Origin of the sequence: Collinsella aerofaciens ATCC 25986, from assembly GCF_964239575.1 — a bacterium.
Classification (GTDB): domain Bacteria; phylum Actinomycetota; class Coriobacteriia; order Coriobacteriales; family Coriobacteriaceae; genus Collinsella; species Collinsella aerofaciens_BQ.
This window is the reverse complement of record NZ_CAXSQQ010000007.1, coordinates 38,785-54,894: the sequence shown is the minus strand read 5'-3', so window position 1 is coordinate 54,894 and position 16,110 is coordinate 38,785. Positions and strand designations below refer to the sequence as shown.

14 protein-coding genes and 2 tRNA genes are annotated in these 16,110 nt (G+C 60.8%); 6 read left to right on the top strand and 10 right to left on the bottom strand.

Annotated features, from left to right (window positions below; genetic code table 11):
* Positions 1 to 24: 24 nt before the first annotated feature.
* The 3 genes from ACESUZ_RS05490 to cobM are packed head-to-tail and all read right to left on the bottom strand — an operon-like array spanning position 25 to position 2,228.
* The gene (locus tag ACESUZ_RS05490) at positions 25 to 258 is read right to left on the bottom strand and encodes an SAM-dependent methyltransferase (RefSeq protein WP_187359579.1); all 234 of its coding nucleotides are present in this window, start codon (positions 256 to 258) and stop codon (positions 25 to 27) included.
* Positions 251 to 1,435, bottom strand: coding sequence for a cobalt-precorrin-5B (C(1))-methyltransferase CbiD (cbiD, locus tag ACESUZ_RS05485; RefSeq protein WP_373198902.1), 1,185 nt, complete (start codon positions 1,433 to 1,435; stop codon positions 251 to 253). Before cbiD ends, ACESUZ_RS05490 begins: the two co-directional genes overlap by 8 nt.
* Before the next feature lies 1 nt (position 1,436).
* Positions 1,437 to 2,228 carry a precorrin-4 C(11)-methyltransferase gene (cobM, locus tag ACESUZ_RS05480; RefSeq protein WP_373198899.1) on the bottom strand — a complete coding sequence of 264 codons (792 nt, stop codon included), beginning with the start codon at positions 2,226 to 2,228 and terminating at the stop codon, positions 1,437 to 1,439.
* A gap of 458 nt (positions 2,229 to 2,686) precedes the next feature.
* Between cobM and ACESUZ_RS05475 the strand changes: the two genes are divergently transcribed.
* The 6 genes from ACESUZ_RS05475 (at position 2,687) to ACESUZ_RS05450 (ending at position 9,750) form a co-directional block, all read left to right on the top strand.
* On the top strand, positions 2,687 to 3,613 hold the full coding sequence (locus tag ACESUZ_RS05475; RefSeq protein WP_055286465.1) for a sirohydrochlorin cobaltochelatase: 927 nt from the start codon (positions 2,687 to 2,689) through the stop codon (positions 3,611 to 3,613).
* 145 nt (positions 3,614 to 3,758) lie between these two features.
* On the top strand, positions 3,759 to 4,292 hold the full coding sequence (locus ACESUZ_RS05470) for a hypothetical protein (RefSeq protein WP_195363984.1): 534 nt from the start codon (positions 3,759 to 3,761) through the stop codon (positions 4,290 to 4,292).
* A 4-nt stretch (positions 4,293 to 4,296) separates the two neighbouring features.
* The gene (locus tag ACESUZ_RS05465; RefSeq protein WP_349127969.1) at positions 4,297 to 5,868 is read left to right on the top strand and encodes an ABC transporter substrate-binding protein; all 1,572 of its coding nucleotides are present in this window, start codon (positions 4,297 to 4,299) and stop codon (positions 5,866 to 5,868) included.
* 22 nt (positions 5,869 to 5,890) lie between these two features.
* Positions 5,891 to 6,913 (top strand): FecCD family ABC transporter permease, encoded by a 1,023-nt coding sequence (locus ACESUZ_RS05460; RefSeq protein ID WP_195503389.1) that lies wholly within the window; start codon positions 5,891 to 5,893, stop codon positions 6,911 to 6,913.
* A 12-nt stretch (positions 6,914 to 6,925) separates the two neighbouring features.
* Complete coding sequence (locus tag ACESUZ_RS05455) at positions 6,926 to 8,128, top strand: ABC transporter ATP-binding protein (RefSeq protein WP_349074241.1); 1,203 nt, start codon at positions 6,926 to 6,928, stop codon at positions 8,126 to 8,128.
* A 188-nt stretch (positions 8,129 to 8,316) separates the two neighbouring features.
* A complete protein-coding gene (locus tag ACESUZ_RS05450) occupies positions 8,317 to 9,750 on the top strand; it encodes a radical SAM protein (RefSeq protein ID WP_349074244.1) in 1,434 nt (477 codons plus the stop codon).
* Between the two features lie 188 nt (positions 9,751 to 9,938).
* Here the strand turns inward: ACESUZ_RS05450 and ACESUZ_RS05445 are convergent, their stop codons facing one another.
* The 7 genes from ACESUZ_RS05445 to ACESUZ_RS05415 form a co-directional block, all read right to left on the bottom strand.
* Positions 9,939 to 10,550 (bottom strand): TetR/AcrR family transcriptional regulator, encoded by a 612-nt coding sequence (locus ACESUZ_RS05445; RefSeq protein WP_373198896.1) that lies wholly within the window; start codon positions 10,548 to 10,550, stop codon positions 9,939 to 9,941.
* A 116-nt stretch (positions 10,551 to 10,666) separates the two neighbouring features.
* On the bottom strand, positions 10,667 to 11,974 hold the full coding sequence (locus ACESUZ_RS05440) for a lysylphosphatidylglycerol synthase transmembrane domain-containing protein (RefSeq protein WP_368135345.1): 1,308 nt from the start codon (positions 11,972 to 11,974) through the stop codon (positions 10,667 to 10,669).
* A 150-nt stretch (positions 11,975 to 12,124) separates the two neighbouring features.
* A tRNA-Glu gene (locus ACESUZ_RS05435) sits at positions 12,125 to 12,201 on the bottom strand.
* A 22-nt stretch (positions 12,202 to 12,223) separates the two neighbouring features.
* Positions 12,224 to 12,300, bottom strand: a tRNA-Glu gene (locus tag ACESUZ_RS05430).
* Between the two features lie 127 nt (positions 12,301 to 12,427).
* The gene (locus ACESUZ_RS05425) at positions 12,428 to 13,822 is read right to left on the bottom strand and encodes a CCA tRNA nucleotidyltransferase (protein WP_373198894.1); all 1,395 of its coding nucleotides are present in this window, start codon (positions 13,820 to 13,822) and stop codon (positions 12,428 to 12,430) included.
* Between the two features lie 164 nt (positions 13,823 to 13,986).
* On the bottom strand, positions 13,987 to 14,919 hold the full coding sequence (locus ACESUZ_RS05420; protein ID WP_138112436.1) for a 1-phosphofructokinase family hexose kinase: 933 nt from the start codon (positions 14,917 to 14,919) through the stop codon (positions 13,987 to 13,989).
* Positions 14,920 to 15,108: 189 nt separating this feature from the next.
* A complete protein-coding gene (locus tag ACESUZ_RS05415; protein ID WP_055309489.1) occupies positions 15,109 to 16,041 on the bottom strand; it encodes a 1-phosphofructokinase family hexose kinase in 933 nt (310 codons plus the stop codon).
* Between the last annotated feature and the right edge of the window lie 69 nt (positions 16,042 to 16,110).

Sequence of the window (16,110 nt, the reverse complement as noted above, 5' to 3'; positions counted from 1 at the left end):
GAACGCTATGCAGGAAACCCTCATCTAGCGCACCACCATCGTCGAGAAGTAGCTGCCCCGATCGGGCACATCGTCGAGCGAGCGGTACACGCGCTCGCCCGGAAGCCCACAGTCCTCTACAAGCTCGGCACCGTCGAAGGCACCCTCCTCGCAAAGGAAGCGCTTCGTGTCCGCAAGCGAGCGGCGCGCCTTCATGACCACCTTCGTCCCCGGCCAGCCGATTGCACGGCGCACCCCGTACAGAACGCCTTTACTCATACGTCGCCCCCAATTTCCCGATAACTGCATCGGCGCCCGACGTGCGGAAAAGCTCGCGGCGCTCGGCGTCGAACACGACCGCGGCGATGTCGCATGCGCCCGCCGCGCGTCGGCGCAACCTGTCCTCAATTGCCGCAGCGAGCGAGGCGCGCGCAGCGTCCCCAACGCCGGCGGCCTCGATTACCTCGAGCGCCGCCGTGGTCGTAACGGACGACATGATCTCGCGCACGGTCTTCGCGCCCGCGCCGGCCATGGCCGCGTGGGCGGCCAGAATCTCCGCGCGGCAGTCGGCGGTACGCGAATGGGTGTCCATGATGCCGCCCGCGACCTTCACCAACTTGCCGATGTGTCCCACAAGAAGGACATTGGTAAATCCCTCGCGAACGCAGCAGTCAATCGCATCGCCCACAAAGTTGGAGATGAAGACCACCGGCGCACCGTTTAGGTGGAAATGCCCCGAGATGAACTGCCCGCCGTAGTTGCCGGGCGTGAGCACGACTCCGCGCCGCCCCATAGCCGCATGCTGCCGGATCTCGAGCTCGATGCTGTCGCGCAAGGCAGCGAGGCTGCGCGGCTCGACGATGCCCGTCGTGCCCAGGATGGAGATGCCGCCCTCTATCCCCAGATGCGGGTTGAAGGTCTTTTTGGCAAGGGCAACACCCTCGGGTACCGAAATCGTCACAGCAATATTTCCAGAAAAGCCGTGCGCGGCGCACACCTCGCGCACCGCCGAAGTGATCATCGCGCGCGGCATCGCGTTGATGGCGGCCGCCCCCACCGGCTGCTCGAGCCCGGGCAATGTCACGCGCCCCACGCCCACGCCGCCATCGACGGAAACTTCCGATTCGCGCGCGGGCACGTCCTTGCTGCCCGCAGCACCCGTGCCCGACCCCGCATGTTCCACGTGCGCGTACACGAGTACGCCGTCAGTCACATCGGCATCGTCGCCTGCGTCCTTTCGCACGGCGCACTGGGCGCACCCCTCGCCGATGCATGCGTCGACCACGTTCGCCTCGACGGGCAGCCCGCCGGGGGTGACGATCGACACGCGGCCGAGGGGCTTTCGTGACAAAAGCATCTCGCAGGCCGCCTTCGCCGCGAGCGCGGCGCAGCTCCCCGTGGTGTAGCCGCAGCGCAGGCGGGTCGTCCCGGTATATATGTAGTGCTCGAAGGCCACGCTAGCTGCTCGCCTTCCGATACCCCGTGGCAAACGAAGGGTCGTAAAGCTTGCTGCGCTCGTACGACTCTGCTTGCGCGCCGTTGTGCGAAAACCCGCCGCGAGCTCCGAGCACGCGGCCCACCACCACGAGCGCCGTGCGGTCGATGCCCTCTCGCGCGCCCGCATCGGCGAGCGTGCCCACTGTGCAGCGCACCACGCGCTCCTCAGGCCAGGTCGCCTTGTACACGAGCGCGGCCGGCTCGTCGGAGCTGCGGCCCGCGGCCAAAAGCTCGGCGGAAAGCTCGGCGAGCATACCCGAGCTCAGGAAGATGACCATAGTCGAGCCACTTTCCGCCATGGTGCGCATGCCCTCGCCCGCGGGCATGGGGGTGCGCCCGGAAAGCCGCGTGATCACGACCGACTGGCTGATTCCCGGCAGCGTGTATTCCTGGCGAAGCGCCGCCGCGGCACCGCAAAAGCTCGACACGCCGGGCACCACCTCGTAGTCCACGCCGCGCGCGTCGAGCGCGTCCATCTGCTCCTGGATGGCGCCGTACAGGCACGGGTCGCCCGTGTGCAGGCGCACCACGTCCTCGCCCCGCGCATCTGCCGCGCACATCACGTCGAGCACTTCCTCCAAGGTCATGTGCGCGCTGTCGTAGACGATGCAGGATTCCTTGCACTCAGCGAGCAGCTCGGGGTTCACAAGGCTTCCCGTCCAAACGACCACGTCGGCCGCGCGCAAAAGGCGCGCCCCGCGCAGCGTGATAAGATCGGCGGCGCCCGAGCCAGCGCCAACGATATGAATCATCCGAGCCTTCCCTTCCCGTTTCTCATCGCAACCGTTTACGCTGCCATTCGCGCAGCGGCCAAAACACGGCGCCCGCAGCGGCAATCGGCGCAAATACGCAGGCAGGAGGCGCAATGCCGCCCGCCCTGGCTTTGACACGTTCAAAAGTGCCCACTATCATAGTAAAAGATTCGGCAACGAGCATATGACAATCGGATAAAAGGAAATGACCGGCGCGGCGCCCGCACAGCCCGCGCTGGCTTGCGGAGGGAACCAGGTGGGAATCCTGGGCAAGGGACATTACTGTATAGGACGCACGGGCGAACCGCCTCGCGCCCCAAGCCAGACTGCTTCGCCTTTTCCTCACGGCATCGCCGTGGCGTTAGCTCCTTGTGAACCCCGAGGGGTGCGCTTTTCTTTCGCTTGTGCCGACAAGCAACTGTCGCCGGGGGACCGGCAAACCGAGGAAAGGAAAAACCATGTCCGACCAGATGTCACGCCGCGGCTTCATGGGCGCCGCAGCAACCGGAGCCTTCGCGCTCGCCGGAGTCGCGCTCGCGGGCTGCTCCAACACCTCCGCGAGTTCCGAGAAATCGAGTGAAAAGGAGAAGGCCGTGAAGCCGGTCATCCTCGTCACGAGCTTCGGCACGAGCTACAACGACTCGCGCCACATCACCATCGGCGCCATCGAAGACGCTATCCGCGAGAAGTACTGGCAGGACTACGACATCCGCCGCGCCTTCACCGCGCAGATCATCATCGACAAGCTGAAGAAGCGCGACGGCATCACGATCGACAACATGACCGAGGCGCTCGACCGCTGCGTGGAAGACGGCGTGAAGGAAATCGTCGTGCAGCCGACGCATCTCATGGGTGGCCTGGAATACACCGACGTGAAAGACGAGCTCGACAAGTACGCCGACAAGTTCGACAAAATCTCGCTCGGCGACCCGCTGCTCACCTCCGACGACGACTACAAGAAGGTGGCCGCAGCCATTAAGGAGAACATGGCGTCCTTCGACGACGGCAAGACGGCGCTGTGCCTCATGGGCCACGGCACCGAAGCCGATTCCAACGCCGACTATGCCAAGATGCAGGAAGTGTTTAAGAACGAGGGCTTGACGCAGTTCTTCGTCGGCACCGTCGAGGCTGAACCGACCTGCGAGGATGTTATCGCCGCCGCGAGCGCCGCAGGCTACAAGAAGGCCGTGCTCGCGCCGTTCATGGTGGTCGCGGGCGACCACGCGAACAACGACATGGCAGACGAGACCGACCCCGACAGCTGGGCTGCGAAGTTCGTGGCTGCCGGCTTCGAAGTGACGTGCCTGCTCCAGGGTCTGGGACAGAACGTCGCGGTCGACGACATCTACGTCGCGCACGTGGACGACGCCATCGCCAAGCTGTAAACTCGCCGCGCACGGGGGCGCCGGTCGCGTCCCCGTGCAACGGGCATGCGCCTTCCCCGACTGACGGCGCATGCCCGTTGCATTCGCATCCCGCCCGCCCACCGCACGGCGCGGGCGGTCGAAGCGATTGAAAGGAACCCCCTCCATGTTGAAGAAAACCCTCGCCTTCGCCCTGTCGGCGGCGCTTTTCGCGTTCTCGCTCGCCGGCTGCGGCGGAAATTCAATCGACAGCGCAAAGGCAAGCGATGCCGATTCCCAGGAAAAGACCGAACAGGCGGCCGATGCGCCCGAGGGCGCAAGCGCTGCCCCCATCACCGCCGACAAGGTGGCCGACGGCACCTATCCGATCACCGTAGATTCCAGCTCGAACATGTTCAGGATTGTGGATGCCCAGCTCATCGTGGAAAACGGCTCCATGCACTGCGTGATGACACTTTCCGGCACGGGCTACGGCAAGCTCTTCATGGGCACGGGCGACGAGGCTGCCGCCGCGAGCGAGGCCGACTTCATCCCCTATGTGGAAAACGCGGAAGGCAAGTACACCTACGACGTGCCCGTTGATGCGCTCGACGAGGACACCGCCTGCGCCGCGTGGAGCATTAAAAGGGAGCGGTGGTACGACCGCACGCTCGTATTCGAATCCGCCGGCGTCGATCTGCGCGCCGACGCACTGAAGTAACGCCATGCGGTCGATTCTTCCCAAGGGGGAAAACAGGAAGCGCCGCAGCATCGCGGCGCGCGCGATCGCCTGCGTTCTCGTCGCCCTGCTCGCGCTTCCCTTCGCGGGGTGCAGTGCGAGCCCGAACGTGACCGGTGCCACGGCGGGCTCTCAGGAATACACTGTGAGCGTCTCGCTTTCCGGCGGGTCAGGGCGCGCAAGCATCGCCTCGCCCACCACAATTGTGAAGGATGGCGACACCTACACCGCGACCATCACCTGGTCGAGTTCGAACTACGACAAGATGACCGTCGACGGCGTGGACTACGCGCCCGTAAACGACGGCGGCAACTCCACGTTCGAGATACCCGTCACGCTCGACGAGGACATCGCCGTGTCGGCCGAGACCGTCGCCATGTCGACGCCGCACACCATCGACTACACGCTCCACTTCGACTCATCCACCATGAAGGAGAAATCGGGCGACGATGCAAGCGGCGGCTCCCCTGCGGGAACGGCTTCAAGCGCCGCGGCCGACTTCCACAACGCTGATTTGGGCTGCGGCTGGGAGCCGACGGGGGCGCTTCAGCTTGAATACGCCAAGCACTTCACTGTCGACGAGTTCGAAGGCGGCTTGCGGCTTATCTGCGTTTCGAACGGGGAGCGCTTCCTCGTGGTGCCGCAAGATGCGAAGGTACCTGACGGGTTGAGCTCCGACATCGCGGTCATAAGACGCCCCGCCGACAAGGTGTACCTCGTGTCGTCGGCGACGATGTGCCTGGTCGACGCGCTCGATGCGAACGACAATATCTTAATGTCGGGCACGAAGGCCGACGATTGCTCGGTCGCGGGCTTCAAAAGCGCGCTCGAAAGTGGGGCGATCGCCTACGGCGGCAAGTACAGCGCGCCCGACTACGAGCGAATATCGGCCTCGGGCTGCACGCTCGCCATCGAGAACACCATGATCAACCACACGCCCGATGTGAAGGAAAAGCTGCAGAAGCTCGGGCTCGTCGTGCTCACCGAACAGTCGTCGAGCGAGCCCGAAGCACTCGGACGCGTCGAGTGGATTAAGCTTTTCGGCGTCCTGTTCGACAAGGAAGAGGAGGCCGCGCACCTGTTCAACGAGCAGAAGGCCCGCGTCGAGCAAACGTCGGGGCTCGCGTCGTCAGGTAAAACCGTGGCGTATTTCTACATTAACTCGAACGGGGCCGCCGTCACGCGGCGGAGGGGCGACTACGTGGCGCAGATGATCGAGCTCGCAGGCGGCAGCTACGCGCTCGATGACGCACAGACGGCGTCGACGTCAGGTTCGTCAGTAACGCTCGAAATGGAGCGCTTCTATGCGACGGCGAAGGATGCCGACATCATCGTCTACAACGGCACCATCGACGAATCGGTTGCCACCTTGAGCGACTTCGTAAGCAAAAACGCGCTATTGTCGCAGTTCAAAGCCGTGAAGAACGGCAACGTCTGGGTCACAAGCGCCGACATGTACCAGCAGATGACTTCTACCGCCGACATTATCGACGAGCTGCACGGGGCGTTCACCGGCGATGACACGAGTGACTTCCATTATCTGAGGAAGCTCGGCTAGCGCCATGAGAAGCCGGCTTACCATGGCATACGACGAATCGGGGCGCGCCGCGCGGTGTCGCGTCGTGACGGCGCTGCTCGCTGTTGCCCTCATCGTGCTCGTCGGGGCCAACCTGTGCATCGGGAGCGTGCTCGTGCCCGCAGACCACATCCCCGACATCCTTTCGGGCGGCGCGGCCAATTCCATGGAAAGCCAGGTCATCTGGGAGATTCGCCTGCCGCGCGTGCTTTCAGCCATACTTCTCGGCGGGGCACTTTCGCTCTCCGGGTTCCTGCTGCAGACGTTTTTCAACAACCCCATCGCCGACCCGTTCATCTTGGGCGTCTCCTCGGGCGCAAAGTTCGTCGTCGCGCTTACGATGATCGTGCTTCTGGGCGCGAACCAGGCCATGTCCTCGCCGGTCATGGTGGCCGCAGCGTTTCTGGGATCGCTTATCACCATCGGCTTCGTGCTCCTCATCGCACGGCGCATAAGTTCCATGGCCATGCTCATCGTGGCGGGCGTCATGGTGGGATACATCTGCTCGGCGGCGACGAACTTCCTCATCGCCTTCGCCGACGACCAGTCCATCGTGAACCTGCACAACTGGTCTTTGGGTAGCTTCTCGGGTTCGAGCTGGGACGACGTCGCGGTCATCGCGGTCGTGGTGATCACCGTGAGCGCATGCGTATTCGCGATATCGAAGCCCCTTTCCGCCTTCCAGCTGGGAGAAGCCTACGCAAAAAGCGTCGGCGTGAACGTCGCACGCTTCCGCGTGGTGCTCGTCCTTCTAGCAAGCATGCTCTCCGCCTGCGTGACCGCGTTCGCTGGTCCGGTGTCGTTCGTAGGCATCGCGGTTCCGCATCTCGTTAAGTCGGCGCTGAAGTCGTCGAAGCCCATCCGCGTGATTCCTGCGTGCTTCTTGGGAGGCGCCATCTTCTGCGCGGGCTGCGATTTGATCGCACGCACGCTGTTCTCCCCCGTCGAGCTTTCCATCAGCGCCGTCACCGCCATCTTCGGCGCGCCGGTGGTTATCGCACTCATGTTGAAGAAGCGGGTGAGGTAGATGGGGAAATTCGTGCCGCAGCCCAAAACGCTCGGAGGGGAGTCGAACCTCGAAACCCCGGTCGAAACGCAGGCTGACGGAGCGCCGCTTTTCCGCATAAGCGACCTGTCGGCGGGTTACGACAAGAAGGTCGTAGTCGAAGGCGTCGATCTGGAGGTTCGCGCGGGCGACGTCGTGGCGCTCATCGGGCCGAACGGCTCGGGCAAGTCGACCATCTTGAAAACAATCACACGCCATCTGGCACCGCATGCCGGCACGGTCGAGCTCGACGGGCGAGAGATTTCCCGATGGAAGACGGCGGAGTTCGCAAGGAACCTTGCCGTTATGCTGACAGATCGCCCCCGGACCGAGCTCCTCACCTGCCGCGATATCGTAGAGGCGGGAAGGCATCCCTACACCGGGCGAATGGGCACACTCACGCCCGATGACCATAATCGGGTCGACGAGGCCATGAAAACCGCACATGTGGAAGGGCTCGCCGAGCGCGACTTCATGCAGATAAGCGACGGGCAACGCCAGCGCGTCATGCTCGCACGCGCCATCGCGCAGGATCCGCGTGTGCTCGTGCTCGATGAGCCCACGTCGTATCTCGATATCCGCTACCAGATCGACCTGCTGCGAATACTTCGCCACCTTGCGAAATCGCGGAATGTTGCTGTCATCATGTCCATCCACGAACTCGAGCTCGCGCAGAAAAGCGCCGACAAGGTGATTTGCGTGAAGGACGGCCGGGTCTTCCGCGCCGGCGCACCCGAGGACATATTCACGCGCGAGACGATTGGCGAGCTCTACGGCCTTCAACATGGCACCTTCAACGAGCGCTTCGGCAGCGTGGAAATTGGGCGCCCACACGGCGATGCTCACACGTTCGTCATCGCCGGCGCAGGTACGGGGTCAGCTGTGTTTCGCCAGCTCATCCGGCAGGGCAAGGCGTTCTACGCGGGCATTCTGCACGAAGGGGACATCGACTGCGAGCTCGCGCGCGACCTGGCGACGGAATGCGTGGCCGAGCGCGCCTTCGAGCCGATCGGGGATAAAACCATAGCCCGCGCCAAAGAGCTCCTCGTCCACTGCGCGCGCCTTATCGTGTGCCCCGCCGCCTTCGGCACCATAAACGCCCGCAACGCAGAGCTCGTCGAGTTCGCACGATCGCATGGTATCGAGGTCATGCAAGCGTGCGAAGGCGCATCGGAGGATTCCAATGGATACGCCTAGGCGCGGTCCAAGAAATCGTCCGCATCCCCATCTGACACTATTTCACCGCAACTTAGAAGGTGTCGGCGTATAACGCTTCACCCCAAATTAAATTGATTCGTTGAATAGACACACTACAAATCTTTAGACTTCGTTTAATCCACAAGTGGGTATTATCACACATTAAGCACACGTGAAAGGATATACCCATGTCGCTTACACGGTCAGCAGAGCGTGCAGCGCTCAACAAGCTCATCGATTATCTCGACGACAACCCGCAAGAAAACATCGACAAAATCATGGACCTCGTGAACAAGCTGGTCCCCAATCGCGTATTTCCTGTACAGCGAGAGGCATTCACCAATGTCATCAAGAGCCGCGGCAATTGGTATGACCTGATCATGCGTGTGTTCAGCCTTAATCCCCAGATGCGAACCAAACTGCTTAAGACCCTCATTGTCGACGCCAACCTGCTAGCTTGGCCAGAGCAGGAAAAGAACCGCGAAAAGTACCAGTGCAACGTTCCGTGGGCCATCCTGCTCGATCCCACGAGCGCCTGCAACCTGCATTGTACGGGCTGCTGGGCCGCCGAGTACGGCTACAAGCAGAATCTCTCGTTCGAAGACATCGACTCTATCGTTACGCAGGGCAAAGGGCTCGGTACGCATATCTACATCTATACCGGCGGCGAGCCGCTCGTCCGCAAGCACGACCTGATCAGAATTTGCGAAAAACATCAGGACTGCGTGTTTCTCTGCTTTACCAACTCCACGCTGATCGACGAGGCCTTCTGCGACGATATGATTCGCGTAGGTAATTTTGTCCCCGCCATCAGCGCCGAGGGCAATGAGCACACCACCGACGCCCGTCGCGGCGAGGGTACCTACGCAAAGATCGAGCACGCCATGAAACTCCTGCGCGAGCGCGACTTGCCGTTTGGTATCTCCACCTGTTGGACCAGCGCCAATGCCGATACGGTTGCTACCGAGGAGAACATGGACTGGATGATCGGCGAGGGAGCACTCTTCTGCTGGTACTTCCACTTTATGCCGGTTGGCCGCAATGCAACCCCCGAGCTCATGCCCACGCCCGAGCAGCGCGAGCACATGTATCACTTTATCCGCGAAATGCGTGAGAAGAAGCCGCTGTTTACGCTCGACTTCCAAAACGACGGCGAGTTTGTAGGCGGATGTATCGCCGGCGGCCGCCGCTACCTGCACATCAACGCCGCCGGAGACGTGGAGCCGTGCGTGTTCATCCACTACTCAAACGCCAACATCCACGATGTGAGTTTACTCGACGCGCTGCGCTCTCCCCTCTTTATGAAGTACTACGAGAACATGCCGTTTAACGACAACTACCTCAAACCATGCCCCATGCTCGAGAATCCCGACGTGCTGCCCAAACTGGTCGCCGAGAGTGGCGCAATGAGCACCGACCTAATCGAGAAGGAGTCACCCGAGCAGCTGCGCGAAAAGACCCAGGCTGCCGCCGAGGCATGGTCACCTGTCGCCGACCGCATCTGGAACGACTCCGACGATCCGTTATACGCCAAGCGTCACGAGGACAAGTCGCAGGGCATGGCCGATAGCGACATGCACAAGTTCGAAAAACAGGGCCGCATACTCAAAAACGGCGATTAATGCTGCCCTACACGACAAACGCTCAGAAATGAAGCGGAGCAGTCTCGAGGCTCATCTTCGAGGCTGCTCCGCCTTACCATCAAAACAGTTTTACTAAGTTGCGGTGAAATAGGGACCAGAACGGCCTTCCAATAACCAAAACAATCCCTATTCCACCGCAACTTCTATAAGTTGTTGAATTATCGATGCTATTCGAAGCGAGATTCCAGACTCGACAGACCGTTGAGAGTCAGATCGTTGGCGACCCCAGAGACGCGCTCGATAGGAACCGAACCGTCAGACAGCGCCCACGTGCGATAGATACCGATAATACCCGACAGCAAAAACGCCAGATAGTAGTCGAACATCTCGTCCTTGAGACCTTGGGGCAGCAGATCGCGTTCGGCAATCTCGTGCTCGAGCGGCGCACGAAGACGAGCCATAAAATCATCGAGCGGAATGTTCTCGATCAGCTGACGATTGAGCACCAAGTTGTTGCACAGTGCCTCGTTAATGGTTTTAAAGAAGGTCGCCGCCGCGCCCAGGGCGCGCTCGTTGGTGTCGCCGTCCATGGAAGCAAGCGTTTTCTCGACCGAGTCGACAATCATCTCCACCACATCGACGGCAATGGCATCGAGCAGGCCGTCAACCGTGCCAAAGTGAACGTAAAAGGTCTTGCGGTCGACATTGGCCTCGCGCGCGATGGCACTCACCGTAATGTCTGCCAGCGGCTTTTCCATGAGCAGGCGCTCGAAAGCGGAAAGGATGGCATTGCGGCTGCGAACGATGCGGCGGTCAAGACGCGGTTTGCTGGTTGCCATGGGCATGTCCCTTCGATATGCGAGCATTCATCAACAGATGAGAGATAATCTACGTAAGAGGATTATCCCCCATACAGTACAAATATGCCCCGCATCATGAAGAACGCACGACTGCCCTACTGCGACTTAGGGTGCTTCTTCTTATTGAGTGCCGACGGAGATACGCGAATACCATCGCCTGTCTGGCGCACATAGGCCTTATGAGCCGGCTTAGCGGTCCCAGAAGCCTTCTGAGCGTGCTTCTTGGGATCAACGGTAACAGCATTAGTGGGGTGCGGCTTAGTGGGCGCAGAGGGCGTCTGAGGCGTGCGGCCGAGCTTGCGCATCACGCGATCCCAGCGCGCATGGATGCTCTCGTTGTGGGCGCTCTTAAGTCCCAACAGGGGCGCAGCCAAAATGGTCGGCGCAATAAACGTAATGAGACGCCACAGCAGATAGCCGGCGGTCGAAGCCGACCCAAAGAAATGACCCAAGAACAATGCAAAGCCGCCCTCAGCGCCACCAGTTCCACCGGGCAGGGGGACCGCAGAGCTCAACAGCTGGACAAAGGCGCTCGCGGCCATGACCGAGAAAAAGTCGACCTCATGGTGGCCAAAGGCAAGCATCAGGAAATACGGCACGAGGTAGAAAAACGCGAGCTGCAGCATGGTGATGACCACCGTGAGCAGCATGGACGAAAAGTGGCCAGCCGAAAGCTTGAACTTCTCAGAGAACGAGTAGATCTCGCCATCGACAAACGTGCGCCAACCCTCGATCTTAGTGGCCGAGACACCAATGCGCTCGAGCCAATTGATGATGCAATGGGCGACGCGCGTGACGGTCTTAGGCATGAGCGCGACGGCGAAGATGCCAAGCAAGATGCAGCAGTGCCCACCAAAGCTAAAGACACACAGCAGCGTCATGTCGCCATAGCGCTCGGCAAAAAAAGGCATGCGAGCAAGCAGTAGGATAGCGCCCCAGGCAACGAGGCCAAACTGATACACGATAAAGCGCGTGAACTGCGTGGCGCCGGCCTCGCCCACGTTTTGGCCGGCCTTGGTCAGGCGATAGATCTGAGCCGGGGTGGAGCCCATCATCATGGGCGTCAGGTTGCCAAAGAAGATGCCACTCGCCTCGACCGAGATCAGGTCGCGGATGCCGACGGGCGAATTGGGATCGAGCCAGACGGCGATCGCATAGGCCACAATGCCAAAGAACAGGTACATGAACATGCAAAGACACGCGACAACGAGCCATGACGCCTGGACGCTCGACATAGCGGCCCAGAACTGCCCCATCTGCCCGGTTACCACCAGATAGACGATATAACCTACCAGCACGACGCCGATAAAGATGGCGCCGCGGCGTGCGCTCTTATTGTCATCTCCGCCCGAGGCCTCAACCTCGACCTGGGGCTTAGACGTATGCTGAGAGGACTCCGTCATGAGACTCCTTCTAACAGTCAAAATATCTTGGATATTGTACCCGTAAGGGCCATAGGCAGAACGCAAAGCTCTGGTTCAAACGGGAATTGCAGACGGTTGTTTAAAAATAAAAAACCCGGCCTTCCATAGGAAGTCCGGGTATCAGATGCGTGGTAGCCCGTACCAGATTCGAACTGGTGATCTCAGCCTTGAGAGGGCGGCGTCCTAAACCGCTAGACGAACGGGCCATAAGCCTCAGCAGAAAAGAAGTGGTAGCCCGTACCAGATTCGAACTGGTGATCTCCGCCTTGAGAGGGCGGCGTCCTAAACCGCTAGACGAACGGGCCACATGACATCTGCACTGCCGTGCTGCAGGGTAATATATTACGGGACAAAAAACGTCAGCGCAAGAAGAAATTCCAAATTGCCGAAAAATTGTCGGCAGGTTATGGAACACGCAGGTAAACTAGGTAGCTAATTCAAGTTGAGATGGACCAAAAGAGCTTCGCGATCGTTGGGAATGTTGTCTTCGATCACGGCGTCGAGGGCGGAGTTGAGAAGCTGCCCCAGTTCCGGCCCGGGCTTGACTCCAGCACGGATCAGGTCGCCGCCGTTGATGGCGAGCATCTTGAGCGTATAGGGCTCCCCCGCCCTCAGCAGCTCGTGCGCCATCGCGCGCATCTCCTCAATCGTCTCAACGTAATAGAAGCACGATGGGGCCTTGCCAAGCGTGTCAGCACGCTTGAGGTCCATGAGCTCGTCAATCAGGCGGGCCGTGTCGACGCCCTCACCCGAAAGCGCGCGCATCATATTGAGCAGGCAGGAGCGCTCGGGGCGCAGCGGCTTATCGTGATATTTGATGAGCAGGCAAACGTCGCGCACCAGGTCGTGCGAGAGTGCCAGGCGATCCATAATGACGCGCGCTTTCTTGGCGCCGAGCTCGGGATGACCGTAGAAGTGTCCGCTGCCGGCATGATCGACCGTAAAGCACTCGGGCTTGGAGACATCGTGCAAAAACGCCGCCCACATAAGGCTCGACGATGGCGCGACGCCGTCGCACAGCGCCAGCTCCCCTGCCACCGTCAGCACACGGGCGATATGCTCGTAGACGTTAAACGCATGATAGACACTTCGCTGATCAAACCCGCGACCCGCTGCCAACTCGGGCACAGCGGCGCAGATGAGCTCAGGGTAGCGCAACATGGCGTCTCCCCCGTGACCGGTCGAAAGAATGCCCTCGAGCTCAATACCCACACGCTCACGCGCCACGGCATCGAGCAGCGGCGCGCACTCGGCAAGCGCACGCTTGGTCTCGGGCTCAATCATAAAGTCCAGACGGCAGGCAAAGCGCACCGCACGCAGCATGCGCAGGGTGTCCTCGTTAAAGCGACGCTTGGGATCGCCGACAGCGCGAATCAGCTTGCGCTCCAAGTCACCCTGGCCGTCGTAGCGGTCGACAAGCCCGCGCTCGGGATGCCAGGCCATGGCATTGACGGTAAAGTCGCGGCGCGCCAGATCGTCCTCGAGCGAGGCGGCACGCTCCACACTCTGGGGATGGCGACCATCGGTGTAAAAGCCATCCAGACGGTACGTGGTGACCTCGATACGCTCGCCATCGGAAATAGCCGTGATTCCGCCAAATTTAATGCCCGACTCCACAACCGCGATGCCGGCGGCCTCGAGCGCCGCTTTGGACTCCTGCCACAGGCCGCTACAGCACATATCAACATCGTGGCTGGGGTACCCCATCAGGGCGTCGCGCACCCAACCGCCCACGTACCAAGCCTCAAGACCAGCCGCCTCAAGCGCGCGCAGGACGCACAGGGACGCATCGGACGGTTGAGTACCGTTGAGCGAAACATTGCACATGCCTATGGCCTCCTGCGACTATCAAATTGGCTATCGATTGCGTCTGCAAGAAGTCTAGCAAGAAACAGCCTCCACTGCACACGCAAGTCCGATAAACAAAAACGCATCCGTCCTAGTCTAAGACGGATGCGAAATAATCAAACTATTCAGACAAGGTGCCGGAACTAGCAGACCTGGCGAACCTCGATGTGCTTCTTATATTCGTCCACCTTGGCAAAATCACCCAGACCGGGGCACTCGACCACGTTGGCGCCAGTGGCCATCGAAAGGCGCAGGGCGTCCCCGACGCGCTCGGGGGCGTCGTGCCACACGGACAGGAAGGCAGCGAGCGAGGAATCGCCGGCGCACACCGTCGACAGCAGCTTGACGTCGAAGGTGCGGTTGGCAAACCAGATATGCTCGCCGTTGGAGAAGTACGCACCGGCGCCACCAAGGGTCAGCAGCACGTTCTTGGCGCCCTTGGCGTGCAGCTCGGCCATAGCGCCCTTGACGGACTCGTCGTCGCCACCGCTCACCTTGATGCCAAAGATGTCAAGCAGCTCGTCGTCATTGGGCTTGATCAGCAGTGGCTCCAGAGCAATGAGGTCTGCCAGCTGATGGCTCGAGATGTCGAGGACGAACTCGGCCCCCTTGGCCTTGACACGGCGCAGGACCTCGGCCAAGAAGCCCTCGGAAGTGTTGGGAGGCAGCGAGCCGCTGATGACCAGGCAGGTCATGTCATCGAGCGAATCGATAAGTTCAAACATCTCCTGCTCGTTGGCCTCATTGATGGCGGCACCGGCATTGACCATGTTGTACTCGGTGTCGGGACCGGCGTTGAGGAACACATTGACGCGCGTAATACCGTCGGTCCACACGGGCTTGACGGGCACGCCCAGGGCCTCGGCGCCCTTGACGATGAACTCACCCGAGAAGCCGGCGAAGAAACCCAGGATCGTGGTGTCGACACCATAGTGGTCAAGCGTAAACGAGACGTTGAGGCCCTTGCCGTTGGGCGTGTAGACGGCATTGCGGGTACGCGTGACGGTATTGGCAGTAAGGCCGTCGCAGGCGATGTTGTAGTCAATGGCGGGATTTGCAGTGAGCGTGTAAATCATGGATGTTCCTTTCACGAAACAACGTGTTAATGAAAGTATATTCCACGCATCGGTAAAAGGCTAGGACAACTCGGTGAACGGTGTGGAAGCGATGAAGTACGGCAGGACACCTCTCCCCCATGGCGGAACAAAAAAGGCGCCCCGACCGAAACCGGGGCGCCGCATGCGCACGAATATGTCGCGATTCGATTACTGACGATCGAGCTTGCGGACGGCAACGCGCTTGCTGTACTCATCGACGTGACCAAAGTCGCCAATGCCGACGGACTCGGCAACGTTGGCGCCGGTGGCCATAGCGAGCTTCATGGCCTCCTCGACGTTGTCGCGATCCCTGTACCACTTGTGCAGGAACGCAGCGAGGGTGCAGTCGCCGGCGCAGACGGAAGAGACCAGCTTAATGTTGAACTCACGCTTGGCGTACCAGATGTCCTCGCCGTTGGAGAAGTAAGCGTCGCCGCGGCTACCACGGGTGAGCAGCACATTCTGAACGCCGGCGTCGTGAGCCATCTTCATGGCAACGCGGACCTCGTCGTCGGTGTCGACCGGCACGCCGAAGATGGCCTTCATCTCGTGATGGTTCGGCTTGATGAGCAGCGGCTTCTTGTGAGCGAGCTCCTTGAGCTTGTCGGAGGACAGGTCCAAGACGACATCGGCGCCACGAGCCTGAGCGTGCTCCATGACCTTAGCCAGGAAGTCAGGCGTAGCTTTGGGAGGCACGGAGCCGGAAACGATCAGGCACTCGAGATCGCCCGCGGTGTCCAGGATGTTGTAGAGCTCCTCCTGGTGCTGCGGCGTGATCGGAGCACCCGGGTTCAGGATGCCGTACTCGTGCTGGCCATCGTTGACATAGGTGTTAATGCGCGTGATACCGTCGGTCCAGACCGGGCGGCAGAGGCAACCCAGGTTCATGACCTCCTCGACGATGAACTTGCCCGTGAAGCCGGCGAAGAAGCCGAGCGCGACGGTGTCGACGCCCATCTTCTTAAAGGCGAAGGACACGTCGAGGCCCTTGCCGTTAGCCGTGTAGCTGGCCGAGCCGGTGCGGACGTTCTCGTCGGGCTCGAGCGGAGAGCTCGAAACCGTCATGTCGACAGCCGGGTTAGCGGTTAGCGTGTAGAACATTTACAGTACCCCCTGTATATGTGAGGGCCGCGTGGCCGGCCCATTCCAACCACGCGGTTACCTCTGATA